We start from the raw sequence: 26,164 nt of genomic DNA on the forward strand, positions 1-26,164 counted from the left end.
TTAATTATCCGTAACAATTCGATATCTGTTTTTACTGTTTCTTACTGATGATTCCGGAAGACGGAATGTAAACCGCCAGTCACCAGACGTCTGGGATATTTTAAGCATCAGATTATTCTTCCCTTTCTTTAACGGAAGCATGAAAGGATCCTCTTTGCCCGGAATAGCCGGATCTTCTGCACCTTTAAATACGGAACTTCCGTTAATTATAACTTCAACTTCGTCGTCACCGCTTACGAGAGCATTGACGGACTGATCCTCTTCCGAGAAGATATTTGCAAAAGCATAGAGAACCGAATTCTGATTATTATCCGGAAAAATTTCGGCCAGTTTGACTGTATCAGGATAATCAGTAACCACTCTGCGCCATCTGTATTTTGCCGAATCGAAAAAGAATTCTTCTGCAACTTTCGGTTCAGCATTCAATTCACCTCCCATTTCAATCAGATAATCCACCGCAGAGATTTTAGAATTATCCTTATTGATAATAGGGTTTACCATCAACCATTCACGAAAATATTTACCCGGCAGCTTAGTAATTGAAAGCCGAGTTGATTCAGCCGAAGGGAGAGGAAGCGAGCTGTCAATATTTTTAAGCGCAGCTTTAAGCCGGCTTTTTATATCGTTATAATCATCGACCTTTTTCTGATAGCGGCTTGAAATCCGGTCGAGCGCATAAGTATGATTCTCCTGCAACCAGAGAATTTCAAAATCCGCTTTTACTCCATTTATCTGCCGGATTAATCTTTCAATATTATTCAATGATTGAAGAATCAAGTTTCGAGCGGCAGATCTGTTTTTATTCTGAATATTAAGAGCTTCTTTATAAGATTCCGCCGATTGAATTAGAATCATCCTTTCATTAACAAGTACGCGGTAAAGATCAATTATGAACTGAATAAAATTCCTCTCTTCCATATGGAAAACAAATTGAGAATTAATCAGTTCTTTCTCTGCGTCTGATATAATTCCACTGACTTCATCCCAATCAACAAGCGAAATTTTTGTACTCCTGCCGGAATCCGGAACTAATTTGCTGAACAGGATTTTGTCATTCATACCATCTGTCGATTCGAGTGGAATCAGTTCATTCAGTTTCCATATTGAAGAAGTAAGAGAATTGTTAGAGCCGGCATAGATCGCTCTGTTAAACCGGGAATCAAAATCGCGGTCATCTGAATTATGGTTCCAGCATTTTTCTGCACCATAGGCAACACCGAGCCAATCATTATTAAAGAGAGCAGTACCGCCGTCATCCCAGACACAGACTAGTACACCGAATGCGCCGGCCTCTTTTCCTTCCGAAATAAATTTCTTAATGTTATTAAAAGCTTTATGAAAATCGGGGAAAATTTTATTCGAATTAAGAACGCCGGGAGAGATCATAAAATCGCGACCCGCACCTCTGAACGGTTTCAGGAATCTTTCGAAGTTTTCATTGTCGTCATAATTCCAGGTACCTACAATCATATCTTCCGGTAATCTCGGGATTATGCCGGGATAATCGAGTATAATATCTCCCCAGATAAGGGCTCTTACACCGTTAGCTTTAACATATTTATTGAGTCTGGTTACATGCTGAATATAAGCGCCGTCGTAGCCAATAGAATCGACCAGCCGTTTTGATTCGGCTTTACCGAGGTCGAAAGTTTCATCGCAGTTAATATTGAAGAATGGAGCGTCGAATGCAGGAATCATTTCATCGTAGATATCCTTGAGGAACTGATAGCTTTCCTCTTTAACCGGCGATATCAATGTTCCGCTTTCGCCGAGATGAGCATAATCCGGATTACTGAGAATACTCTGGAAATGACCGAATGATTGGAAACTCCCCATAACAGTAATAAAATATTTTTTAGCATAATCGGAGATCTCTTTCCATTCCTCAATAGTATACGACCCGTCATCGGGAGCGATTGCAGGATGTTTTTTAGTTTTGACCACGTGTTCAACGTAGTGAGAAAACAGATTCACTTTTAATTCGGCCAGGCGCCGTATCTGGTATTTTACAAAGTCGAGGGTTGGAATCGGTCCGCGGCTGATGTCGTCCATCACGCCCCGGAACTCGAAAGAAGGATAATCCTTTATATAAACATTTGGAATTGTGCCGGTTCCAACCGAACCTTTTATAAGTTGTTTAAGTGACTGCAGACCGTAAAACACCCCTTTAACAGAATTAGCAGAAATAAAAATCCTGTTTTTCTCTATCAGAAGTAAATAGCCCTCATTTCCAATTTCTTTTCCGGGAATTAGTTTAAGAGTCTCGCACAGTTTTTTAAAATTTCTATTCTTTGACGGAATACCGATTAAAAGTTCTGATCCGGAATTCCGGCCGATAAATTTTTTATTGTATAAATGTGAAAAGACCGAATCAATATCATTCAGAACAATATTGAGGGATTCATTTTCATCCATAAAATTTCTGACGATTGTTCCAGCGGATAACTCAAAATATCCGTCAAAAATCCGGTACTCTTTAGGAAGCGGAATTATAGATAGAACTTTTTCCTGAGCTTTTGCAATTGGTGACAATACCGACATGATAACAAGAGCTGTAAATAACCGTATTAATTTTTCTTTAACCATTTTTCCTCTAAGTATTTAGCTGCTGAAAGATATGCTACGTTCAGTTTTTTAACACCCGACTCTTCGCCTCCTATATCGATTCCGAAGTGACCGTCAAAACCATTATTATTTATCACCTCAAAAAATTTCTGCCAGTTTATAAGTCCCGCTCCAATTTCGAGATGTTCAACTTTACATCCCCTGTTGTCAGAAATATGGATATAACTCACAAAGTCTTTCACTTTCATAAAGGAAAGAACCAGATTCTCCTTGGTTGCAAAAAGATTTGCAGTATCAAAATTGAATTTGAGATTATCTTTTTTAACATCTCTTGCAAGACAGAGGAACCCATCGGTGGAGGAAGAGATTACACCGACAGCCGGATGTACCTGGTATTCAAGTTTATAACCGGCAGCAATATCGCATAAAGTTTTATATGTATCTACGAGTTGATCCCAGAATTTATTCCACGAGAAGTTATCGGGCAAATAAGCAAATCTGAGAGAATCCTCATCATAATGTCTTACAACCGGAATTTCCTTAGGGAATTGATACGGGGGCAGAGGTCCGTTGTCTAGTATTCCTTTAGAACCTAATACGGAAGCAACCTGACATCCCTTATCGAAGAGTTCGAGATTTGCCTCCCTTTCCTTCTTATCCATAGATGACAAACCGGGAAGAACCGCACAGAAATAGGGGATAGAAATATTGTGCTCGTCGATCATTTTTTTTATGTCGAAACGCATTTCGAATACTTTTGTTAAATGAGTTTCTCTAATTCCTTCGATCTCGACCGACGAGAATCCGAGCGAATGCATCTCGCTTATATAATCGATTGTATTTTCGGCATTGGGAGGATAGCCGTATTTTGTAATCGGAAGCAAATAACAGCAAACTATTCTGGAATCAACCATTTCAATTCCACCTCTTAAAATAAATCAACAAGTGCGACAGATCCAATTCCCGACATAATGAGCGAGAAGATGAAGATAATTGAAAGGATTATATTCATTCCTCTTGATGCTTTATACTCACCCATCAATGAAGGTTTGTTAATTAATATCATCATTAGGATAATAACTACAGGTGTTACTACAAGTGTAAATGCCTGGGAAGCGATCATAACAAGAACCGGTCTTCCGCCGAATATTGGTACAACGAGTCCAAGAGAAGCATAGAAGATTACAATTCCCCTGCTGCGCCATTTTTTGAAATCGAGCTTTTCATGATTGTAGTCGGAAAGAAGTAGAGGAACAAGCATATAATGGGGATAGAGTGATGATAATCCCGCACAAACAATTCCCGCAACAAAAATCGATATTGCAAATCTTCCTGCAAGAGGTTCGAGCAGACGGATCATATCGATAGCATTTTCGATATGAAGGCCTTTCGGGAAAAGAGTTCCGGCAGCACTCGCCATAACAGCAATGCTCAGTAGAAACATTAATGCGGAAGAAATAAAAGCATCTCTCTTTTCAAACTTCAGATCATCGAGTTTCCAGTCCTTTTGTTTTACAGTTACAGAGCGAACCACATACAATACACCGCCCATCGTAGTACCGATCATACCGGTAACAATCAACGCAGCATTTGAATCCGACGGGATGTTCGGGATAAGTCCTTCTATAACTGCGCCGGCATCGGGAATAACCATAAAGGAAGTGAGAATAAAACTTAAACCCATGAGCGTGACAAAAACAGTTAGAATCTTTTCAATCAGACTGTACCTGCCGTTCAATAATGTAAAAACCATAACAGCAGCCAGGATTAAGGCCAGTATTACAGTATTAAAACCCTCGCCCGATTCAGTGAGCGGTATAGACCATTCCCTGATAACATCAGTAACAATAGCCATAACTCCGATGCTGGAAACCATTTCTGTAAAGATTATTGTTGCCAGGACAAAAATTGTAATCCCCTTACCGAAATGTTCCTTATAACTTTCGAGTGCGGTTTTTCCGGTTACGACAGTAAACCTGCCGAAGGCGACGACAAGAAAATATGTGAAGATACAGGATAGAAGTACAGCCCAAGTAAGCATCATTCCATGAGACGCGCCGGCAGATGCCATAGTAGTAACGCTTCCGGTTCCGATATTATAACCGACAAGGAATAAGCCGGGACCGATAGACGACATAAATATTAAAAGTTTGTTTTTCATTTTTTTATCTGGTTAGTTCAAAGGAATCGAATAATCGACCGTCGACAGTATAAGAATTGTATACGAGTTTATTTTCTTTAACATCAACTACCTGGTATAATTGAATATTATTGGCAGTCTTGACCATAATGCTGTCGTATTTATTACCAAGATCATACGCTTTAGGACCACTAACAGAAACAATGTACACGGTACCTTGGGCGTCATCACTTACAATTTTGCCTTCAAATATTTTTTTTGAACGGGCATACGTATGATCATGCCCGGTAAGAACCAGATCAACTCCATATTTATCAAATAAGGGCTGGAATGCATCTCTGGTTATTCTGCTGTCCCTATCACTTCCGGAAGAATAGACCGGATGATGGAAGCAGACAATTGTCCAGTTCGCTACTGTATTTTGAAGAACCTGTTCAAGCCAGACTGCCTGTTCTTTAACTCGTGATTGGGAATTAATAATAATAAACCTGGTTCCCTGGTAATCGAGATAATAATTAGTTTCTTTCAATTCACTCAGACCGTTTTGAGGAAGAGTAAAATGAGATGTCCATGTTGAACCTATATCATTAGTACGTCTTGATTTCCCGTCGACCATTATTCTTTGATGATCGTGGTTACCTGGTGCCGCGATTATTGGTGTTACTCTCGGGATAAATCCGGCGGCATAAAAGAATTCGCCCCACAAATGATCGAACGGATCTGTAACAAGGTCTCCGCCGATAAGCCAGAAACTGGCATTCGGTGCTTTCCTGAAAGTTTCCCTGAATAATCTTGAACAATGCTCTTTTAAATCGTTTTGAGGATCGCCGAGATAGACAAAGCTGAAATCTTTTGTCTCATTTGAGGCGGTTGTAAATTGATTCCATTCGCTCCAGACTGAATCGGAGCCGACTCTATAAACATATTTTGTTTCAGGGTCGAGGTTTTTGATAACTGCCGAATAATGATAAACCACTTCGCTGCGGTCAGAAACAAATTTTTCTTTTTGTGCGCTATGGGAACTTGCGGATTTAACGAATTCAGTCCATTGGGTAGCCCGGGATATTTCAACTTTCGGATCAGACGATTCTTTAACAGTTCTCCATGTAACCGCAATTTCTGATGCGGGATTTTCAGTAAGATTTAAAATTATTCTATCGGGAATGGTTTCCGGATCCTGCGACTGCCCGTAAAGAAGAGCCCCAATAAAAAGAAGGAGTATTGTTATTAGTTTCTTATTCATACATTCCCCAATAATCAATTGAATTTATAATTGTAATAATCGCATAAAAATCTGAGTCCGAAAGAAGTTCCCACATCTCTCTGTGTAAGCCAGATTTTTCCCTGCCGGCTCCTGGTTCTTGAATCAATAACGGAACCGCGGAGGTTCGGGTCGGGATGATCGGAAGAGAATCTGTTTTTAAGAATCCATTTGAGAGAAAGTTCTATACTGTCTTTAAATTCCTGGTAACCGTTATTAACAAGTCTGATAGCCAGTATTCCGCAGAACGCGGTTGCAGAGCCCGTAACTGAATTCTCATTATATCTTCCATCCAGGAAATTTACATAGAAGAAAGTGCCGTCCTTCCTCATAGCTTTAAGATAGGTTCTCAAAGTTCTGGCAGCCGCTTCAAGGTATCTGCGGTCGCCTGTTAAATCAAATCCTTCAATAAGTGATTCGGCATACCATAAGTTGAAGCGTGGATGAAATGATCCTGCATCCTTGTTGTTGGGAGTAAAATCCATCCAGAGTCCGTACTGATCCTGTTTCTGAATCAGACTTTCGCACAGGTCTAGAAATACTTTTTTAAATTCATCATTCCCCGTGAACTCATACATATCTTTGAATAGAGATCCCTCGTTATTCGGGCGCGAGACATCATAAAGTGTCTGTTCTTTTTTATCGGGCCAGAAGGGACTATTTTCTTTAAGCACATTTCCTGTTTTGGGATCGACAGCATCGTAAAAGACGCCGTGCCCAGGGACATACATATGCTTGAGCATCCATTTACCTGCGCTGGTAGCGACCTCCGCATATTTTTTATCGCCTGTAGTTTTATAGAGATTGAATAATCCCGGGGTACCGTCTGTAACTGTTGCGAATACAATATTGTCATTACCGTCGCCGTGAATTGCATTAAGCATTCCTTTGAGTACCGGATGATCGGTTATTAGGAGACTTGTCCACCAGTTCCCTGCCCGAATTGCCTCATTCAGATATTTCTGATTCTTTGTGATTTTATAAGATTCTACGAGAGCATTAATAACCTGGCCTGTATGCCACGGAGGCTCATACTCGTACCACTTACCTTCGGTAAGATTGTAATCGCATCTCGATTTTCCATGTTCATCGAGCAGAGTAAAAGCGGCAAAGTTCGAAGTTTCTATAATAGCTTTAAGGACAGCTTCCTTTTCAAAAGATTGATTTTGAGCTGTCAGCGTCCCCGTTATCAAAACGATTACAAGGGGGATTAGAGCAAATCCTTTCATATAACTTTTCATTTAATCTCCGGTGAATTTCATTATTGAATGATATTATAATCAGGCACCGGCAACATTACCGGAATAATTTTTTCATAAACTTTTTTATCGATCATTTCCATTTTTCTAAGTATTCCGTTTCTTTTTCCATCCAGAAGATGAATTTCGTCAACAAACTTTTCTTTAGTCACCGGTTCCGGGACTGAGTTCTTAAGCTGAAGCCGTAATGCTTTCATACGTGTATAATTGAAATGATAATGAAACGGATTCTTGTCGTGGATATATCTGATCTTTCTTATTATTGACCAGAGAGTATCGGCTTCAAACCAGAGTTTCCTCTCGCCGATTTTTTTTCTGAACTCAAGTTCGGTTTCCTTGAACTCAAACAGAAGCGATGCAGAAGCTTTTCCGTACAAGCGAATCATTGCATTTTGAATAGACCGGAGAGAATCATACGTTGAAGAATTCCAAAGGAAATCGTTTACTGTGATAATAGAAGCCTTTGAATCCTCGGCGTCAGCATTACCATTCACAAACATTCCGTTTCCGGCGGTTCTCTTGCTGAAGTCCCCCGGCAATTCATTGCTGTATGCGGAGAATAAAGGTGCGGATGTAAACGGGTGATGACTGTAAATAGTATTATCCCAGAGGAATGGTACCCTGCCTTTAAGATTAAGTGACCAGTCATTAATCTGATCAACTGTAATGCTGCGGCTTCTTACATTGACACCGCACCATATAATATAGACATCCTCATTCATATTCGAACCGATAAAATTCAGGTCCTGCTTCAAAAACCCGTACGGTTCCTTTTCCCACGGAGTATTTTTATAAAGCTCCATGTCACCGTAGTTCATGTCTTCATATGTATAAAATGCCGGCACGTAATAGACTTCCGATTTATAAGAATTTGAATCAAGCCATTCTATCAAGTCATTAATCAGGTAACAATGCGCTTCGGCCATATGGCTGAATTTCTTTTTGTCATTTTCACTTGTAAGAGTATAACCTTCATGATACTTAAAAGGAGGCGTATCGTCTGCAAGAATCATTATTTTCTCGATACCAATTTTCAATCCTGCTTCAATCACGGATTTAAGAAGATTTATATCATCGGGATTCGAAATTTCGATCTGTTTTTTCTCATAAATATTATGGGACTGCATAATTTCCGGCCCGCCGAAACGGTCGCGCCAGTCTTTTATCTCGTCAAGCACTTTCTGATATTCATCATCAATCCTGAACCAGGAATAGACTCTGCTTGCAATGGCAATGGTTTCCATTTTATTCATCAGCGCATAATTCATTATCTCTTCAACACGCCCGGGTTTCAATACGGTGGAAAAAATTCTTCGGCTATACTCAGGCCAGTCATCAACTTCAAAGAGATTTAATTTAAGTAAACTGTTCTCACGCTCAATAAATTCAGAGAATGTAGCAACTCCGAATAACAAACCTAGCTGACCGGGTGAAGAAATATTAATCTCCTTTGCGGATATATCGGGTATTATCCTGTAATGCTGATTATTATTAAAAGAATTGTTTTCACTTCGGGAAATGTTAATAACCCATCCGTCAAAGCTTTTCGATTCATAAGGATTTTCGATACTGAATTCGATTCCATATTTATTTTTAAGAAGATAATTAATGTAACGGGCAGATTTAATTTCGGCCTCGTTCCGTGCAATAATTTTGAGTGAATTTATTTCCGGAGAAAGGAGAACCGATTTCCCGAGTGATTTAATATGAACAGGTGCCGGCTGTATCTCGGGCATTTTATCACCGGAGTTAATTAACTCCTGAGAGAATGAATTAACAGACAGGAAAAGGAGAAGTATTAGAATTCTTTTTTTCATAATTATCCAAGCTATTGATTATCAAAATCAGGAAGTTTTACCATTTCCATCTGAAGTGTATAGCTCAATCTATTAAAAGAGAGTTTTTCTATTTCATCAATAAGGAGCCGGCGTTTCTTATCAAGTTCGATACATTTTCTTTTAAACGACTCATAATCCTCCGGTTCAGGAACCGAATATTTCAGCTGCATCCTGAGAGCTTTAAATCTCCCGTAATTGAGGTGATAATGAAAAGGATTTTTTTCAGTGATAAATCTGGTATCCCGTATCGATTTCCACAATTCATCAGCAGCATACCAAATTTCTCTCTGCTTAATTTCCTTTACAAGTTCCAGCTCAGTTTCTTTGTATCTAAACATAGTATTAAGAGCATCCGCTCCGTACAATTTTGTCATTGCATTAATAAGACTTACAGAAGGATTATAAGAGTCCCCTTCCCACATATAAGCGTTGGCCGTAAGAGTAGCTGCACGGCTCGATTCACCAACACCGTCGCCGTTAATAAAGATTCCGTTACCGCCGGTTTTATTTCCGAAATCTGATGGAAAGTCGTTCTGATAAGGAGTGAACATTGTGCGTGCGGTATAGTCCAGCTGCGCGAAGATAGAATTATCAAAAAGGAACGGAACACGTCCGCTTAAATTGCTTGTCCAGTCTTTAAGATCCTGATCAGTTAATGTACGGGTACATACATAAGGACCGGTCCACATTATGTGAACATTCTTATTCATCTTGTCGCCTATAATTTTCAGATCTCTTTTTAACGGTTTATAAGCTGCGTCCTCCCAGGGCGTATCCGTATAAAGCTCCATATCACCGTAGTGCATCTCTTCATAAGTATAGAACGAAGGGCAATAATAGAATTCTATATTAAGATTATTTTTTTTACTCCACCCGACCAGTTCATTCATAAGATAAACATGTGCTTCGGCCATTGAAGAGAATTTTTCACGGTCTTTACTGGAAGGCAGAACATATCCTTCCCCGAATTTGAAAGGAGGGGTATCGTCCGCCAGAATCATAACGCGGCTGACACTTTTACTTCGTGCCGAACCAATTACATTTTTTATTTTAAGGAGATGATCTTTGTTAGAGATTTCAATCGGGTCGCCCTTATAAAGATTAAGAAGCAGAAGACCCTCAACACCGCCGTACTGTTTGGACCAGTCAGAGAATTGCTCCAGGTTTCCGGCAAGTTCGTAATCGAGTTTATCCCATGAGTAATCTGTATTGTGAAAAGAGATTGTTTCGATTTTATGGCGGATCATCCAGTCGAGATCGTATTGAATATGATTAGGAACCGGTTTGCTGTTGAACATACGTCTTTTAAATGACGGATAGTCGGTCAGGTCCGCTTCACGGATCATAACCCTTCCGTAATTTCTTACAACTAACTGGGATAAGGAAGCTGCGCAATAGAGAACTCCTTTAAGATCCGCACCGGAGAGCACTACTTCAATTACTTTTCCGGAGTTCCATTTTATTGAATACGACTGCTCTCCATATTTTTTAAGCAACCGGTTATCGTTCAGGAAGGAGAAAATAATTTTTGTATTTAGAGGAATTGAATTTTTATTATTAACAGCCGGAAGAGTTCCATAGTTAAATTTCTGGAGGAGACGATTAAGCATTCTGGCCGCCCTCTCGCCACCTTTGTTTGAAAATAATATTACAGCAACCGGATTGCCGTTATCATCAAACAGATCATGATAACGATCTGAATATTTGATATCGACAGGTACCGGATAAATATCTGCGGTTCCATTTTCAATCCATACAAACTTTACCGAATCGGAATTTAGTCTCTCATCCAGAGGTACTGGACGGGCAGGATCATTCTGTCCGCAGATATAAAATGGAATCATAAAGTAAAACAGTAATATTGACGCTCTTATTCGGGTCATTTTATTTTATGCTTATTCTGAATTTAATTTCCTTTTCATAACTTCCGGGATCGGGTTTTACTTTAATAATAACCGGATAACCTTTAAGCGCGGGGAGAGGTTGGGAATATCTCCCTTCACCGGATCCCATTTCGACATCAGAGCCATCAGAAATCATCTTAAATACAAATTCTTTTTTGCCGCCTGTTATTTCAATTGTTCTATCATCAATTTTGTTAAACCTTGTATCAGAATTCTGCACGAAAGGTTCAACAATATTTACAACAGGATCTTGTCCGTGGAATCTGAGTTTAATAGTCTTCTCGATATACTGATCCGTGAATCTATTTATAAGTGTGTAAGCAACTCCTCCTTCCCACCTGTTCCTGTCTTTTAATTCTCCTCTTGTAGAAACAATAAATGCTCCATCACTCTCAACCAGTTCCATATCACCGTCAAATTCGTACAGATTAGTGTAATATGCGCTGGTATCACTAAACTCGATTCTGGGAGTAAGAGGAAGAGTGTTTTCGGCCTGCGGATAATTAAATTCCCACTGATAATATTCAGTCTGACTCGAAGACTGAAGGTATCCGTAATCTACGACCCAGAGATTTGTGACAGAGCCGCCAGAAGGCCGGTGCATATATTTGAAATCCGCTCCCCTTCTGATATCCTTATATCCATAAGCAGTAACGGTTGCCATAAAATTTTTTGTCCGTACTAAGGAAACATCAATTGTTTTGAAATGTTTTGCCCAGCCGGTTTTTTGAGTTGGAAGCTGAGGAGCCATTCCAGAGGACATGTCACCGTACAGAATCGCCATTGCAAGATTCTTAGCCCGGCAGAATGTTGAATAAATGCAAGGAGGAGTTTTAAACATTCTATTATAATGAGGGCCGGGTGGAAGCAATCCGTTAGTTCTCAAATTCATAAAGTAATTCATATTTGAGAGTGCTGCTGTTCTGTAAACAGGGTCTTCGCTTGCAAAGAGAGAAAAGAGAATTTGAGAGCCGTCGGCAGTAAGGCTTCCGTAAGTAGTCCACTTACTTGATCGAACACCCCAGGATCCGTCCGTTGAACCATCTGGATAAATGAAATAGATCATTCTTTTCAACGATTCACTCACATAATTCCATGCTAATTTATTTCCGGTAAGTCTTGCGTATAATGCGATTCCCCAGGCGGACATATCCATATTATAGCCGAGATCAATTCCATACTTGGTTCCGCGGACTCTATTTCCCTCCCCAGTTAGGAAAAAATCTTCATCATGTTTAGAAAGGACAAGGAAAGCAAGCTGATCGGCTTTTTTTATGTATGCTGAATCCGGAACCACCTGAAATGCAACCGCGAGAGCTGCAGTGGAAGTAGCACAGTAATTTATGCTTGCAAAGACATGGTTCATATTCTCAACTAACCAATCGGAAGCTTTCTTAATGGACTTTTTCCAGCGCTCAGCTTCAGTCTCAGTAAGATGTTTATTTAAAAGCGGATATGCTGCAGCCATCATTAAAAGCTGATCGGTGGTTGTGCCCGTCCATTCGGAAGGAGTTTCGAACCATGAGCCGTTCTCTTTCTGCTGATTGATCAACCAGTTGCCGGTTGCGATTGCCGAATTAAGATACCTCTGATTTCCTGTTTCTTTATAAGCAACAGTCAAAGGCAGAACAGCTTCCGAGGTCCGGGTATGAAAGTCTTTGCACGATTCGCACCAGAAGGCACCGTAATTAGAATCGGAGGCTTTCAGTACCTGAAGTTTAATAAGATCATCGGCAAGGATTAAAAGATTTTTTTTAAGACTCTCTTTAAGTGACAACTGATCATTCGAAAGGATTTTAGAAGGTAACAGGAAAATCACACTGATATAAAATACCAGTTTTATTATAGTTAACATTGATTTTGATTTTATCATATTATCATTCACACTGAGAACAATGACGCAAAAACCGACCGGGCGGTAAATAATTGAAAGTAATGCAGAGCAACCGGATTCTGTTTATTAAATCAACCGATGCCGGATACAAAAATTCCAAACAATAAAATTGCAATCACAAAAAGTACAGCAAAACCAAACCCGATCAGATCTATTTTATATCGTTTAAAACTGAATTTTGATTTTAGCGAAAGAAGGTCGACTAAGAGCAGACTATGTCCGTTCTCTTCGAGCGATTTTCCGTCAGCCGCGGATTTATGAGCAACGCTCTCCCCTTCCAGCATAATATCGAATCCTTGCTCTTTCAATTTGCTCTCCTCTCCAACCGGTGTATGAAGGAGTGCAAAGAATTTATTCAACTGGCTATCCGGTTCTTTCTTAGTAAAAAGACTAACAACGACAAGAGAGATAAAACCTGCAGGAAGATATAGAGCTATCTGGTATTCATAAGCCAATCCGAGGCTCCACGGAGTATAATTGCCGACATACAATGACACAGCAATGGTGGTAATCAAACTTGCCCATACACCGTAGCGATTAGCTCCCTTCCACATAACACCGACCCAGAATGCAATTCCAAAGAAAGCAGTTATCTGCCAGATATATTTTAACCCGTCAACTACAGTTGGAATTGTCAATGCAACTGTCACACCACCAACAACTACAACTAAGGAGGAAATTCTTGCTACACGGAGTTTTTCTTTTTCGGTTGAATTGTGATGAGTAAACCGCTTATAAAAATTTCTCGTAAATAAAGCCGAACCGCCTACCATATAATTATGGCACGCCGCAAGAACAGTCGCGATCATTGCTGAAATCATAACACCGACTAATCCGACCGGAAGCAGATTTGTAATTGCAAGTCCGAACGCAAACTCTCTTTTATCCGAAGTCAATCCCGGGAAGAGCGCGGCAGCAAAGACTCCGACGAAAGCCCAGCCGAGTGTTGCAAAACGTTTCGTAAAATTTCCGTATGTCCATCCGGTACGGCAGTTCATTTCAGATTTGCCCGAACCGTTAATCGCCATATGATGCGGAAGAACGGAAACACCGACGAGCCCGTTAACAATAAGCATTATAATGAAGAAGAGAGTAACTTCCTCGGGTGCGACAAAACTGAACATGTGTTCCGGAATTTTTTCTTTAATTGCAGTTATTCCCCCGCCGGCAAACAATGCAAAAGGAATGATGAGGAATGAAAGCATAACTATAAGAACACCCTGAAGAAGATTGATTATAAGTGCTGATGTAAGTCCGCCTATAACACTGTATGAAAGGAAGAAAACCGTAAGGACAATTACAATTACTTCCGCGGAGATCATACCGCCTGTAATTGCTTCTAACGAAACGCCGGTTGCTTTAAGAATCAGACCTACTTCGCCGATGAAATAGATCAATCCCATAACAGAATAGGCCGAAGCCAGTTTAAGACCGTACCGTTCCTGGAAAAAATCACCGATCGTAATATACCGAAGACGTCTGTAGACCGGGGCCAGAAGCCAGTAGATTGGAGTTGAAAAGAGGTAGAGCCATTGATACCAGATTCCGGCAAGACCTATCTGGTAAGTGGCACCAGATACTGCAATAGCCTGTGCAGTATGAGTTCCGGCACCTAGCGCGTTTGCAACCTGCATAATTTTGCTGCCGCGCCTTCCTCCCATAAAATAATCGCCTGAAGAGGAGACTTTTTTCTTCGCCTTCCAGCCGAGCCATATTACAATGAAAGCATAAAAAGCGACTACCAGAAGATCTATAATTGAAATTCCGAACATAGATTATCTTTTATTTTTTTGGGGATTCTGCCAGATCTTCTTTAAAAGAAATGCAGCTGACTTTGGTTCTCTGCTTCTGGTGAAGACTCCTTTAAGGTTAAGTACAACCCTTCTGAAATGCTGAGGTGTCCTGAAGTCAGCAAAGTTCCAGACATGTTCGCCTATTGTATATTCTTTTGAACGAATCAATTTTATATAAGCATCAAGGAAAAGCTGCTGATACTCCTCGGTAAACATCTGAGTAGATATCGAATGGAATCCCGGCATTGTATCAACACCGAATTCAGTAAACAGGACAGGTCTTTTATATTTCTTATAAATAGTATCCATTTCTTTGCCAAGGATTTCAACCGCTTCTTCCAGATAACCGGGATACTCATACCATCCGTAATATCTGTTTAAGGAAATTACGTCGGAGAATTCAAATACCGGATCATTTACACCGGCACGCGTACAATTTGGAACTGTAACCGGGCGCGAGCTATCGAGTTTTTTTGTAAAACCGAAAATCTCTTTCCAGTATTTTTTTGCGGAACCGTTATAATATTCCTGGTCGCCAACCAGGTTCGGTTCGTTTCCAACAGCCCACATTATTATAGAAGGGTGGTTATAATCCCTATCGATAAGTCTTTGAATATGTTCTTTGTGAGTTTTTAATGTTGTTCCATTTACGCGTCTGAAATCGAGACTGACAGCCGGAACTTCATCAATTACAAGTATTCCTTTCCGGTCCGCATAAAACATCATTTCTTCCGAATAAGGATAATGTGAAGTTCTGAATGAATTTGCGTTAATCCATTTCATTAACTCGAAATCTTTTACCATCAGAGGAAGGAAAAGGCCTTTGCCGATTACATCGAAGTCCTCGTGTTTACCGAATCCTTTCAAATAAACTTCTTTGCCGTTCAGCAGGAATTTATTTCCATTAATTACAATTTCGCGGACACCAACCGGAAGAAGATATTCATCAATTATATCGCTGCCTCTGAGGAGTTTAAATTTTATATCATATAAAAAAGGATTTTCAGGCGACCAGAATTTGCAGTTATCAATTTTAAGTTTAAGTGTGGATTTATTTCCGCGGAACCGGTTTTCAGTTTTTATAGTTTTTTTGCCGTAGGTCACTTCTGCGGAAACCATCCCGTCAATTTTTGAATTGATAAAAACTTCCGCACTGATAAGGCCGGTCTTTTTATTAAGAATGGCAGTATCGATTCTAATTTTATCAATAGATATTTCAGGAAGAGAAACAAGCTGAACAGAGCGGTGTATTCCGCCGTAAGGTGTAAAGTCAAACCTTGTAGGAGGATTGGTTTCCTCCCTCAATCTTTTTTCATTACGGAACCGGCCTGATGTTATTCCCTGCGGAATTGATTCATCATTCAATTCATTATTAACAAGAATTACCAGCAGCGATTCTTTACCGGGGGAAACAAAACCGGTTATATCCAGTTCAACCGGGAGAAAACCGATTTTATTTTCACCGACAAATTTTCCGTCAATCCAGAATTTGGAGTTATAGTCGACAGAACCAATTCTGAGTATAATTCTGTTTGATTTAAACGAGGGTGGAATAAAGATATTTTTTGAATACCAGGCATTCCCTGTATAATGAAGAAGCCCCAATTCTTCAAGCTGTTCATTCCAGCTTCCGGGTACAGCAATTGAAACGGAGTTATTAAAACCTTTAAACCATTTATCTTTTTCGCCTTTTTTATCAGGATCTGTTTTAAAATTCCAGATTCCGTTCAGATCCAGAGTATTTCTGTAATTATTAACAATTGGATATAACATTTCATTTCTCTCTGTTAATAGGGAAAAAAATCAGCCGGCCTGCAATTCTTTTGATGAGAATTTTTTCTTAGCTCCGCATGATTCTCTTATAACCAGGGCGGGTTTAAGAATTGTACGGTTACCTATGTCACTTCCTTCAATTCTCTTTAAAATTATGTCAACAGCAAGTGTTCCGATTTTCTCGACAGGCTGAACAATTGTGGTCAATGGTACCGAAGCGAGGGCAGCGGCCTCAATACCATCGTAACCAACAATTGCTATATCATCAGGGATATCGAATCCTTCTTCGAGCATTGCATTTTCGAATCCGACGGCCATTAAATCACTGTGGATGAACAGTGCGTCAGGCTTTGGATCAAGTGTTTTGAAACTTTTACCGAATTGATATCCCTGTAAAAAGCGGTCGTTAATAAATTCGAAATTTTCATCACCCATATAATAGACGAGTTTCGAATCGTAAGGGATATTATAATCAGACAGAGCCCTGTAATAACCGTTCTTTCTGATTTCACTGAGGAGATTCCCTTTTCCAACATGAAGGAACCCGATTCTTTTATAACCGAGTTTGATCAAATGCTCTGTAGCAAGAAATCCTCCTATTTCATGATCGGAACCGACATACCAGTATTCCGGATCATGCATATATGAGACCATTACGTAGGGAAAATTTTCCTCGTGCAGTTTTTTAATATAATCTGTTGCACGGTATTGAAGAGATAGAGACGCAATTATAATTCCATCCACACCCAGACTTCTGAAACGGTTTATCTGGGCTTCCTCCTTTTCCATACTGTTGGAAGAACTTGATAGTAGAAGATTGAATCCTAGTTCGTTTGCTCGTTCTTCAATATAATGGACAACATAGGAAAAGTACGGATGCTTAATGTCCCTTAATACCAATCCGATAGTTTTATGGGCAGAGAGATCAATCTTTTTAGGAGAAGGTTCAGCAATATAAGTTCCCTTACCTACTCTAGTATAAAGCACACCTTCATTTACAAGGTTGAAGAGAGCCTTTTTTATTGTAATAAGGCTAACTTCATATTCCCTTGCGAGGTCATTCTGAGAAGCTATCTGCTGACCAGGTAATAATTCCCCTTTCTGAATTTTGTTTTTTATATCTAATTCAACCTGTTCATACAAGGGAGCCGGATCATGCGGATTAATCCCTTTGCCCATAATTCATCCTGAAATTATTTTACCAATACCATTTTTTTAGCAGTTACAAAATTGTTTGTAGACAGTTTATAAATATAGATACCTGTAGAAACCTGGTTACCGTTCATATCGTTACCGTTCCATACAACATTGTGAGAACCGGCTTCCTGATAATTATTGACGATTGTATTAACCAGCTGTCCAAGAGTATTGAAGATTTCAACCTTCACATTACCGGCTGCAGGCAGTGAATAACGGATGTTTGTAGAAGGGTTGAAAGGATTCGGATAATTTGGATAAAGCTGATAATCTGTTGCAATAATTTCGTCGTTGGTAACAGAAACCGGGATACCGAAATAATTAAGATCGCCAAGCGGCTGAGCGCTTGTACCGGCTGTATAAAGAGGCGATGAAGTAGGATAGGAGAAAATAAACGGCATCTGGGTTTTTCCAAAGTCAGGCGAACCGCCACCCATATCCATATCAGGTTTTGTAGTTACCGCAGCATTGAAATAATCCTGCAATACATTCAATGGAACCGCAGGTGATGCACCAAATGTAACAGATTGGTTATATAGGGTTGAACCTGATAAAGATGCTGCAGCAAGTGCGTGATCATTCATCATTGGTGTAGGAGTTCTGTCAGACGGAATTGCGGCAATTAATTGAGGGTCAACATAAAAGTTGTTATTGTGTATCATCAGCCGTTGTGTGAATCCCTGATCAAGCCATGTCTGGCTCAGAGCGGCTGTTTCGAGCATAACCCAAGTCTGAGTGGAAGACCTGCCTAGAAATCCTGTATTAATGAAAAGATTGTTCCTGAAATGTGCTTCGATTGCTCCGCCAATTGAACAACCCCACTGAGCAACGTTAACAACAGTATTGTGATTGATATAACAGTACTTAATTATTCCGCCGCCGTCACGCAGAATTCTGCTTGTTAAATTATACCACGTATTGTTTTCATATATCAATGTGTCGATATCGTTGCCTCTATCATCAACGCCTCTTCCATTATCAGGGCTGGCCATTCTTCCAATATTACTGATAATAGAATTCTTAATGATAATTTTTGTATTCTTTCCGTCACATCTAATAGCGGCCTGAAGATCACGATCCAGATGGGAATCAATAATAGTAAGTTTAATATTATCCGCGCTAAGTCTGATAATATTCTGTAGTAGTGCGCTCTGCTCATCGAGGTTAGTAACATAAACGCCCTCGAGAGTAAGATTGTTTCTTGCCTGGAAAGGTCTGTTAGAAACACCGCCTCCTGATACACCCGGTCTTATAATCGGTTTTTTACCTCCGCCGGCAGCTGCGCGGATATGAACCGGATAGGTAGTATTTTCGATCGAAGAAAGTGTAATGTAGTAACCTCCTCTTTGCAATTCGTAAATAGTATTAAGATTTACTCTCTGCCCGTTGGCAAGAGTATCTCCTCTTATTGTAGCATCGAGTGTACCGACACCCTGAGGGACCTGAACAATTCGCTGCGCATTAACAAAGCTGAGCGAACCGAAGACAATAAGAGTAAGTACCAGGAAAGTACTGATGATTCTGCTGTGATTTTTTTTCATTACTGCCTCACTTTTTTGTGTGAATAATATTATTTAATTAAGGATTAAAATCAGAGATCCAGACGAATCCCGAGATCAGCTGTCCACCCGAAGTATTCTTCTCTTGTGGCATAAGTTTCAATTCCTAGAAAAGCACCTTCGGGAAGGTTGGTTAAATTGTTCATATTAAATGTAACTGCCATATTCGGAAGAAACTTATACTGCATTGCAAGGTCCCATCTTACGAAATCATCTGAATAACCGTCGAGTTCTGAACGAACTCCAATTGTCTGAAGTGCATCTCCCTGATATATCATCGAAATTCTACCCGAAAAATTCCCTTTCTCATATCCCAGAGTCAGATTTGCTAAATGATTGGCCTGACCCGGCATTCTTCCTTCTCGTGCAGTATCAATAAAAGTAAAATTGAATGGAGGAAGAGGGCTTCTCGGTCCGACTTTAAGAAACGGGAAATGAGTTTTAGAGTGGATGTATGAATAATTTGCGGAGATAACGATTCCATCGAATGGATTCGGAAGGAATCTTAAATTAGTCTGAACTTCGAATTCAATTCCATAAACTTCAGTTTCATATTCAGAGTTTTCGGGTTGTGTGAGTGTATATCCTAAAGTTGGTCCCGGTTCAGTAACTCTACTAACTCTTATATACTCAATATCCTTTAGGGATTTATAATAGGCTCCGAGAGTAAACAATCCGTAGTTGCCGTAGAAGGAGAAGAAGATATCGTAATTCCAGACTTTTGTGTGTTTAAGATAAGGCTGCCCGCGTTCAACAGTGCCATCGAAATAACTGATTCTCTCCCATGGAACCAGATTAAAATAATCGGGTCTTGCAAGTGATTTGGTAATTGCGATTCGAGTATCGAACCAGTCGGTAAATTTATACCTCACATGAATCATAGGAAGAAATTCGTTGTAGGAGACCGTACCAACCGTATCGGTTGAACCTTCAAGAGTAACAATTCCTCTTTCATCAACCTTTGCCTGTCCGAAAACACTCTTATAGCTGGTGGTAGTTCTTTCAAATCTGAATCCGGGTAATATCATTAATCGCGGCCCGATATTTATTTCAGCCATAGCATATCCTGCGGTAATGGCTTCGCTGGCACTGTAATCTTCCAGATCTCTTCCGAAATTGCGTGTGTAATCCGACCAGTAGGTATTCATAAAGTTGTCGATTTTCTCTCTGCTGAGTGCTTTAGCAGGACCATATAAATATTTCCCGTCAAGAAACTTGCCAACATCATAATCGGGATCATAGAAGTTATTAATCTTTATATAACCCTCACCTGTAACATTAAATAGATTTGGATTTAATTTACCAATCTGATCTATCTTAAAGGCGAGTGTCATCCATTCTTCTTTATCAAGACTTCTGCTTTTATCCCGATATTTACCGCCGACTTTAATATTTCCAGACAGATCGTTTGTTAACGTATAGGGAATCGTAGCATCAAATTGTCCGGTGAAATCTCTATCCTTAGTCATTTCTTTATTGAAGAAATCCTGATAGAATCGTGTCTGGTCAAGATTATTTTTTGCACCCTGAGGAATTATTTGAGGGCCTTTATCAGTAACAAGAGTTCCTAAAAATGCTCCAACCTCCCTGAACTCGGAATCATGCATAAACGGCATATTATATTTAGAATATGAATAGGTTGTCTGCCAGTCCAATTTCATAAAGCTGAAATTGTGTTTACCGCTCAACGAATTTGTAAAGAGGTCAATTCCTATTTCTCTACTCCTCAACCAGTATTCGACATAAGCATTATCAACACGATATCTTTTTCGATTTCTGACTTCATCCCGGTCAGTTCTTGCGTACATACTGCTGAACATCAGTTCGCCGTTGCCGAGGTCGTAATCGAGAACAATATTGGCTCCGTAACGGTCTCTTGTTTCCTGACGGTCTCCGAGGTTCAAATTCTCCACGGTAATCCGCGCGTGTTTTTCACCGGGTAAAGCTTCGCGAGCGAAAAGGTACGAAGCATCGAGAAGGTCCGACCCTCTGTTAGCTCTTTGAAGAGATCCTGTTGCAACCAGACCGAGTTTATTATCCAGGTACCTGTTACTCAGCGTAAAACTGCCCCGATAGTTGCCGTAATCTTTTTCGTGATTATTGTAAGTCCCCTGCATTCTGATACTTGTATTGAAACCGCTGGAAGCTTTTTTAATTTCAAAATTTACTTTGCCTCCTACGGCATCTCCATCCTGATCGGGTGTAAGAGCTTTGAAAACTTCTATACCGGCTAACATATCGGAAGAGATCATACTTAGATCGACAGATCTGTTCTGCGGATCGGTGGAAGGAATTCTCTGACCGTTAACCGTAACCGAATTGAATTTTGCAGAGAGTCCCCTTACAATCACTTTAGTACCTTCACCCGCATCTCTTTCAACCGATATACCCGGCAGTCTTCCAACAGATTCTGCGGCATTCTGGTCGGGTAATTCCTGGATGCGATCTTTGGAGACAACATTAATAATAGTATTAGAAGTAATCTGCTGATTGATTGCAGCGGCCTGACCCTGCAGCTGGCCTGTAACAACAACTTCCTGTCCAACTATTACTTTAGGGCTTAGTTTGACATCGACGGAACTTGTACGGCCGTTTACAACATTCACCCAGACACTGTCCGTTTCATAACCTAAGTACATGAAGAGTACAAGTGTTCGACCTTCCGGGATTCTAATTAATCTGTATTTACCGTCGCGGTCAGTTGTTGTACCGATTGAAGTTCCGCTAATAATAATATTCGCACCAAGAAGAGGAGAGCCATCGGTAGCATCAGAAACAACGCCGGCGATATTTCCCGACTGGGCAAAGAGATTTAATTGATAAGAAAAAAAGAAAAGCAATAAGAGAGAGAGAAGCTGTTTTGAATTATTACGTTTCATTCAATCCTCCGAAATGAAAAGGAATAAAGAAGAATCGATTTATTAAAGAGAAACAAGTTGTAACAAAACAGATTGGCATACTTGGTATACCAGGCGGTTGCATAATAACCAGTTTCGATTAATTAGTCAAGCAGAATCTTTCTTCCAATCTATCTAACAGTTGATACAGAAAGAAAATGTTTTAATTTTGCTTTTAATTCTACATTTTAGCAAACACATTTAGAGGTTGTTATGAATCCTTCCAAAAATCTGAAAATCTGGCATGTTGGAAATTGGTGTGTTCATACCGGTCAAAAGTATGTTGAGTCACCTTTCCAGGCACCTTCCAAGGGTGTTGAAATTCTGAATTACGCCAAACCGTTAATCGATGCTTTGAAAGTTATTCCCGGTGCAGAAGTGATAAGCGAACCTTCCTGGGAACTTTATAATATGTTGCCCGAGCTTTTTAACGAAAGATTGAAATGGGCTACTTCAATTATTTTTGGGGATGTAGAGACAAAATGTATGATGCTGCACCCGGATTTTTTCACCCGCGCAAAGTGGGGTGATATCCCTGTAACATTCCCTGACCGATTTGATTTATTAAAAGAATGGGTATCAAGAGGAGGTCATTTTCATATGAACGGAGGATGGTACAGTTTTACAGGTGAATTGGGTAAAGGCGGATGGCGCAGAAGCCGGCTGCATGAAGTCTTTCCCGTTGAATGTCTTGAATATGATGATCTGATCGAGTCGACCGACGGATACGAAGTAAGATGCAATAATGAAAATCACCCCGCTGTCAATGGAATCGATTGGTCAACAATTCCACCACTTCTCGGATTTAACGAAACAAAAATCCGGATTGATGCAATAAGTCTTGTGGATATTAAGAATGGAAACGATTGGCATCCGCTTTTTGCTTACAGAAAATTTAATCACGGTATTGTAAGCGGATGGATGACTGGCGCAAGCCCCCACTGGGGAATTAATTTCATGAAGTGGAAATATTATAATAAATTCTGGCAGCAGGTTTTTCAGTTCATTAAATAATTTATGAATCATTCAAGCGGAACCTTTATGCTACTACAATCTATTGACTGGATCATCATCATTGCTTTTTTTATAGTGACGACAATTATCGGATTATGGGCAACAAAACGGGCAAGCAAAAACTCTACGGAATTTTTTCTCTCCGGCAGAAACATGCCCTGGTATCTACTCGGTTTTTCAATGGTAGCCACAACATTCTCTGTCGATACACCGAATCTTGTAACCGACATCGTTAGACAAAACGGAATAGCCGGCAACTGGGTATGGTGGGCATTCCTGCTTACCGGAATGCTGACAGTATTCATCTATGCAAAATTATGGCGAAGATCCAATGTTATGACTGATGTTGAGTTTTATGAAATCCGGTACAGCGGAAAACCTGCCGCGTTTCTCAGAGGATTCAGAGCGCTTTATCTCGGACTCTTCTTCAATGTAGTAATCATGGCATCTGTTACGTTAGCTGCCGTTAAAGTTGGTTCGGTTATGCTGAATATGAGTCCGCTTGAAGTAATTCTGATTGCAGGGGGATTAACAGTTGTCTACAGTTCATTAGGAGGGCTGCTTGGAGTTCTATTAACCGATTTTATACAGTTTATAATCGCAATGATCGGTTCCGTTGTTGCAGCATATATTGCAGTCAATTTACCGCAGATAGGTGGAATTGATAAACTTCTTTCACATCCGGAAGTTTCGAACAAGTTATCCTTACTACCCGATTTCAATAATTATGAATTAGCGTTGGTAGTTTTTATTATTCCGATAGCCGTGCAATGGTGGAGCGTCTGGTATCCGGGAGCTGAGCCTGGAGGCGGAGGTTATATAGTTCAGAGAATGCTGGCAGCTAAAAATGAAAAACACGCTATGGGCGCAACACTCTTTTTTAATTTCGCCCATTATGCATTAAGACCCTGGCCCTGGATCCTTGTGGCATTATCATCCATAGTTGTTTTCCCGAACCTTGAAACCATTCAGCATGCTTTCCCTCACGTTAATCCGGATATCATCCGGCACGATATGGCTTATCCCGCGATGCTTACATATCTGCCCAGCGGCATATTGGGAATTGTTGTGGCTTCCCTTATTTCGGCATACATGTCCACAATGTCGACAAGTTTTAACTGGGGGTCCTCATATGTTGTTAACGATTTTTACAAGAGATTTATAAAACCTGCAGCAACAGAAAAAGAACTTGTGCTTGTTGGAAGATTATCAACTGTACTTATGATGGTTTTGGCGGGAACATTCGCACTTCTTTTACAGAATGCTCTAAGTGCTTTCAACATTCTACTTCAAATTGGTGCGGGAACGGGCCTGCTTTTCATTCTCAGATGGTTCTGGTGGCGTATCAATGCTTTTAGTGAAATTACAGCAATGGTTGTATCATTTCTGGTTGCGCTGTTTTTCTTCTTTCTTTCAAAGTATCACAACGGCCAGATTGATCTTTTAATTGCATCAGGAATGGAACGGGCGGAAGCAATTCAGCAGGTAGGACCGTTAAAGACTTATGAAGAACTGATTATAGGTGTCTGCATTACTACGCTTTCGTGGATAATAGCAACATTGATAACAAAGCCGACACGAACAGAGAAATTGATCAGTTTCTACAAGCTTGTACATCCGGGCGGAATTGGATGGAGGAAAATTACTGATCTTATGAAGAAGGAGGATCCGAATTACGACCAGTCATTCAGCAAGGCATTTATTGCCGAGGGAATTCTCGGAATGTTTATCGGATGCATCGGCGTTTACAGTCTCCTTTTTTCAATCGGTTACTGGATCTATTCTCAGTATTTGCTTGCAGCTTTTCTAACATTGGTAGCAGTAGTTTCCTCATATCTGATATTAAGGATCTGGAATAAATTTCATGCAAACTAAATTAATTTTCATTTTAACTGAGAACGGATTACAAATTAATATGACGCCGAAGGAACGATTAAATGCAGCAATGAATCTCGAGCAGGTTGATAAGATCCCTCTTATGTGCCAGTTCAGTATCGGACATATGTTGCTGCAGCTTAATGTTTCCCCTTCAGAATTCTGGTTCGATCCCAAAATATATTCGGATGGTTTGATAACTCTTAGAGAGATTTACGGATTCGACGGAATATTGATCAGTCTGCACGGACATGATCCGGAGTGGCGTAAGAAAGTTTTAAGAGTAGTTAAAGAAAGTGAACAAGAGATTGTTGAGTGGCAAAACGGAGATAAAACATTCTGCCCGTATAACGATCTTCCATTCTTCGAATTCAGAAATCAAAAAGAAGAGATCGATATAAATACTCTTTCACCCGATGATCTGCCGGCAGAACTGAATTACATTCCGGTTTCCCAGAATCTCCATTTTTTAATTAACAGCGGACATAAGTTTGATGTAATTGAGGATATAGTAAACCGCGCCGGCAGCGAGTTCTCGATTCACGGCGAAATTACTTCACCATTCGATTACCTGCTCGATTATCTCGGTCTCGATAATGCAATGCTCGCACTTATTGATACCCCGGAAAAGTGCCTAATGATTTTATCCCGCTTCACAGAATTAATTAAAGAACTGGCACTCGACATGTGCGACACAGGAATTGATGCGATAAAAATCTCTTCGCCTTTCGCCGGGTCGGGATTTATTTCTCCGGAGGATTACCAGAGATTCGTCCTCCCGTTCGAAAAGGAAATTGCAACAGCGGTACGAAGCCGGAATGTTCATATTTATACGCATACCTGCGGAGCTATAAACGACAGATTGGAATTAATGTTCGAAGCCGGTATCAGCGGAATTGAATGCCTCGATCCTCCCCCGCTCGGAAATGTTGAACTTAAGGATGCGGTTGAGAGAATCGGGAATAAAGGTTTTATAAAAGGGAATATCGATTCAGTCAACCTTCTTCTTAATTCATCCCGTGAGGAAATACTTGAAGATGTTAAAAAAAGGATTCAAATCGGGAGATTGAAAAAGGGTTTTATTCTCAGTACCGCCTGTTCTATTGCTCCTCCGGTCAAAAGGGAAAATATTCTTCTATTGAGAGAAGCACTGGATAAATCGGGTCAACCGATTAAGTAATTTTTTTTATCCGGC

16 protein-coding genes are annotated in these 26,164 nt (G+C 40.1%); 3 read left to right on the forward strand and 13 right to left on the reverse strand.

Annotated elements, in window-relative coordinates; all coding sequences use genetic code 11:
* From PLZ15_01225 to PLZ15_01285, 13 genes are all read right to left on the reverse strand, one after another.
* Window positions 1-2,586 carry a family 20 glycosylhydrolase gene (locus PLZ15_01225; protein HOI28350.1) on the reverse strand — a complete coding sequence of 862 codons (2,586 nt, stop codon included), beginning with the start codon at window positions 2,584-2,586 and terminating at the stop codon, window positions 1-3.
* The gene (locus tag PLZ15_01230; protein HOI28351.1) at window positions 2,568-3,479 is read right to left on the reverse strand and encodes a sugar phosphate isomerase/epimerase family protein; all 912 of its coding nucleotides are present in this window, start codon (window positions 3,477-3,479) and stop codon (window positions 2,568-2,570) included. Before PLZ15_01230 ends, PLZ15_01225 begins: the two co-directional genes overlap by 19 nt.
* Window positions 3,480-3,493: 14 nt before the next feature.
* Entirely contained in the window at window positions 3,494-4,726 is a 1,233-nt protein-coding gene (locus PLZ15_01235; protein ID HOI28352.1) for an Nramp family divalent metal transporter, read from the reverse strand.
* Window positions 4,727-4,730: 4 nt separating this feature from the next.
* Window positions 4,731-5,948 (reverse strand): metallophosphoesterase family protein, encoded by a 1,218-nt coding sequence (locus PLZ15_01240; protein ID HOI28353.1) that lies wholly within the window; start codon window positions 5,946-5,948, stop codon window positions 4,731-4,733.
* Between the two features lie 14 nt (window positions 5,949-5,962).
* Entirely contained in the window at window positions 5,963-7,207 is a 1,245-nt protein-coding gene (locus PLZ15_01245) for a glycoside hydrolase family 127 protein (protein HOI28354.1), read from the reverse strand.
* A 20-nt stretch (window positions 7,208-7,227) separates the two neighbouring features.
* Complete coding sequence (locus PLZ15_01250) at window positions 7,228-9,042, reverse strand: beta-N-acetylglucosaminidase domain-containing protein (GenBank protein ID HOI28355.1); 1,815 nt, start codon at window positions 9,040-9,042, stop codon at window positions 7,228-7,230.
* A gap of 11 nt (window positions 9,043-9,053) precedes the next feature.
* Entirely contained in the window at window positions 9,054-10,907 is a 1,854-nt protein-coding gene (locus PLZ15_01255; GenBank protein HOI28356.1) for a beta-N-acetylglucosaminidase domain-containing protein, read from the reverse strand.
* A 40-nt stretch (window positions 10,908-10,947) separates the two neighbouring features.
* Complete coding sequence (locus tag PLZ15_01260) at window positions 10,948-12,840, reverse strand: hypothetical protein (GenBank protein ID HOI28357.1); 1,893 nt, start codon at window positions 12,838-12,840, stop codon at window positions 10,948-10,950.
* Between the two features lie 92 nt (window positions 12,841-12,932).
* Window positions 12,933-14,633 carry a sodium:solute symporter family protein gene (locus PLZ15_01265; protein HOI28358.1) on the reverse strand — a complete coding sequence of 567 codons (1,701 nt, stop codon included), beginning with the start codon at window positions 14,631-14,633 and terminating at the stop codon, window positions 12,933-12,935.
* A 3-nt stretch (window positions 14,634-14,636) separates the two neighbouring features.
* Complete coding sequence (gene uidA / locus PLZ15_01270; protein HOI28359.1) at window positions 14,637-16,427, reverse strand: beta-glucuronidase; 1,791 nt, start codon at window positions 16,425-16,427, stop codon at window positions 14,637-14,639.
* A gap of 30 nt (window positions 16,428-16,457) precedes the next feature.
* Window positions 16,458-17,606, reverse strand: a complete 1,149-nt coding sequence (locus tag PLZ15_01275) for a GntR family transcriptional regulator (protein ID HOI28360.1) — start codon at window positions 17,604-17,606, stop codon at window positions 16,458-16,460.
* A gap of 14 nt (window positions 17,607-17,620) precedes the next feature.
* Window positions 17,621-19,165: a FlgD immunoglobulin-like domain containing protein gene (locus PLZ15_01280; GenBank protein ID HOI28361.1), complete on the reverse strand. Its 1,545-nt coding sequence runs from the start codon at window positions 19,163-19,165 to the stop codon at window positions 17,621-17,623.
* A gap of 50 nt (window positions 19,166-19,215) precedes the next feature.
* Window positions 19,216-22,062 (reverse strand): TonB-dependent receptor, encoded by a 2,847-nt coding sequence (locus PLZ15_01285; GenBank protein HOI28362.1) that lies wholly within the window; start codon window positions 22,060-22,062, stop codon window positions 19,216-19,218.
* A 231-nt stretch (window positions 22,063-22,293) separates the two neighbouring features.
* Here PLZ15_01285 and PLZ15_01290 point away from each other — a divergent pair, with 231 nt between their 5' ends.
* The 3 genes from PLZ15_01290 to PLZ15_01300 are packed head-to-tail and all read left to right on the forward strand — an operon-like array spanning window position 22,294 to window position 26,149.
* On the forward strand, window positions 22,294-23,094 hold the full coding sequence (locus PLZ15_01290) for a glutamine amidotransferase (GenBank protein HOI28363.1): 801 nt from the start codon (window positions 22,294-22,296) through the stop codon (window positions 23,092-23,094).
* Between the two features lie 27 nt (window positions 23,095-23,121).
* Window positions 23,122-24,969: a Na+:solute symporter gene (locus tag PLZ15_01295; GenBank protein ID HOI28364.1), complete on the forward strand. Its 1,848-nt coding sequence runs from the start codon at window positions 23,122-23,124 to the stop codon at window positions 24,967-24,969.
* On the forward strand, window positions 24,959-26,149 hold the full coding sequence (locus tag PLZ15_01300; GenBank protein ID HOI28365.1) for a uroporphyrinogen decarboxylase family protein: 1,191 nt from the start codon (window positions 24,959-24,961) through the stop codon (window positions 26,147-26,149). The genes PLZ15_01295 and PLZ15_01300 overlap by 11 nt, the downstream gene beginning before the upstream one ends.
* Window positions 26,150-26,164 lie beyond the last annotated feature (15 nt).

The sequence above is a fragment of the Melioribacteraceae bacterium genome (assembly GCA_035362835.1).
Lineage (GTDB): Bacteria > Bacteroidota > Ignavibacteria > Ignavibacteriales > Melioribacteraceae > DSXH01.

What these genes read in the sequence shown, in the direction of transcription:
- PLZ15_01225 (HOI28350.1), bottom strand. Translation starts at nt 2,586, where the DNA reads ATGGTTAAAGAAAAATTAATACGGTTATTTACAGCTCTTGTTATCATG.
- PLZ15_01230 (HOI28351.1), bottom strand. Translation starts at nt 3,479, where the DNA reads ATGGTTGATTCCAGAATAGTTTGCTGTTATTTGCTTCCGATTACAAAA.
- PLZ15_01235 (HOI28352.1), bottom strand. Translation starts at nt 4,726, where the DNA reads ATGAAAAACAAACTTTTAATATTTATGTCGTCTATCGGTCCCGGCTTA.
- PLZ15_01240 (HOI28353.1), bottom strand. Translation starts at nt 5,948, where the DNA reads ATGAATAAGAAACTAATAACAATACTCCTTCTTTTTATTGGGGCTCTT.
- PLZ15_01245 (HOI28354.1), bottom strand. Translation starts at nt 7,207, where the DNA reads ATGAAAAGTTATATGAAAGGATTTGCTCTAATCCCCCTTGTAATCGTT.
- PLZ15_01250 (HOI28355.1), bottom strand. Translation starts at nt 9,042, where the DNA reads ATGAAAAAAAGAATTCTAATACTTCTCCTTTTCCTGTCTGTTAATTCA.
- PLZ15_01255 (HOI28356.1), bottom strand. Translation starts at nt 10,907, where the DNA reads ATGATTCCATTTTATATCTGCGGACAGAATGATCCTGCCCGTCCAGTA.
- PLZ15_01260 (HOI28357.1), bottom strand. Translation starts at nt 12,840, where the DNA reads ATGATAAAATCAAAATCAATGTTAACTATAATAAAACTGGTATTTTAT.
- PLZ15_01265 (HOI28358.1), bottom strand. Translation starts at nt 14,633, where the DNA reads ATGTTCGGAATTTCAATTATAGATCTTCTGGTAGTCGCTTTTTATGCT.
- uidA (HOI28359.1), bottom strand. Translation starts at nt 16,427, where the DNA reads ATGTTATATCCAATTGTTAATAATTACAGAAATACTCTGGATCTGAAC.
- PLZ15_01275 (HOI28360.1), bottom strand. Translation starts at nt 17,606, where the DNA reads ATGGGCAAAGGGATTAATCCGCATGATCCGGCTCCCTTGTATGAACAG.
- PLZ15_01280 (HOI28361.1), bottom strand. Translation starts at nt 19,165, where the DNA reads ATGAAAAAAAATCACAGCAGAATCATCAGTACTTTCCTGGTACTTACT.
- PLZ15_01285 (HOI28362.1), bottom strand. Translation starts at nt 22,062, where the DNA reads ATGAAACGTAATAATTCAAAACAGCTTCTCTCTCTCTTATTGCTTTTC.
- PLZ15_01290 (HOI28363.1), top strand. Translation starts at nt 22,294, where the DNA reads ATGAATCCTTCCAAAAATCTGAAAATCTGGCATGTTGGAAATTGGTGT.
- PLZ15_01295 (HOI28364.1), top strand. Translation starts at nt 23,122, where the DNA reads ATGCTACTACAATCTATTGACTGGATCATCATCATTGCTTTTTTTATA.
- PLZ15_01300 (HOI28365.1), top strand. Translation starts at nt 24,959, where the DNA reads ATGCAAACTAAATTAATTTTCATTTTAACTGAGAACGGATTACAAATT.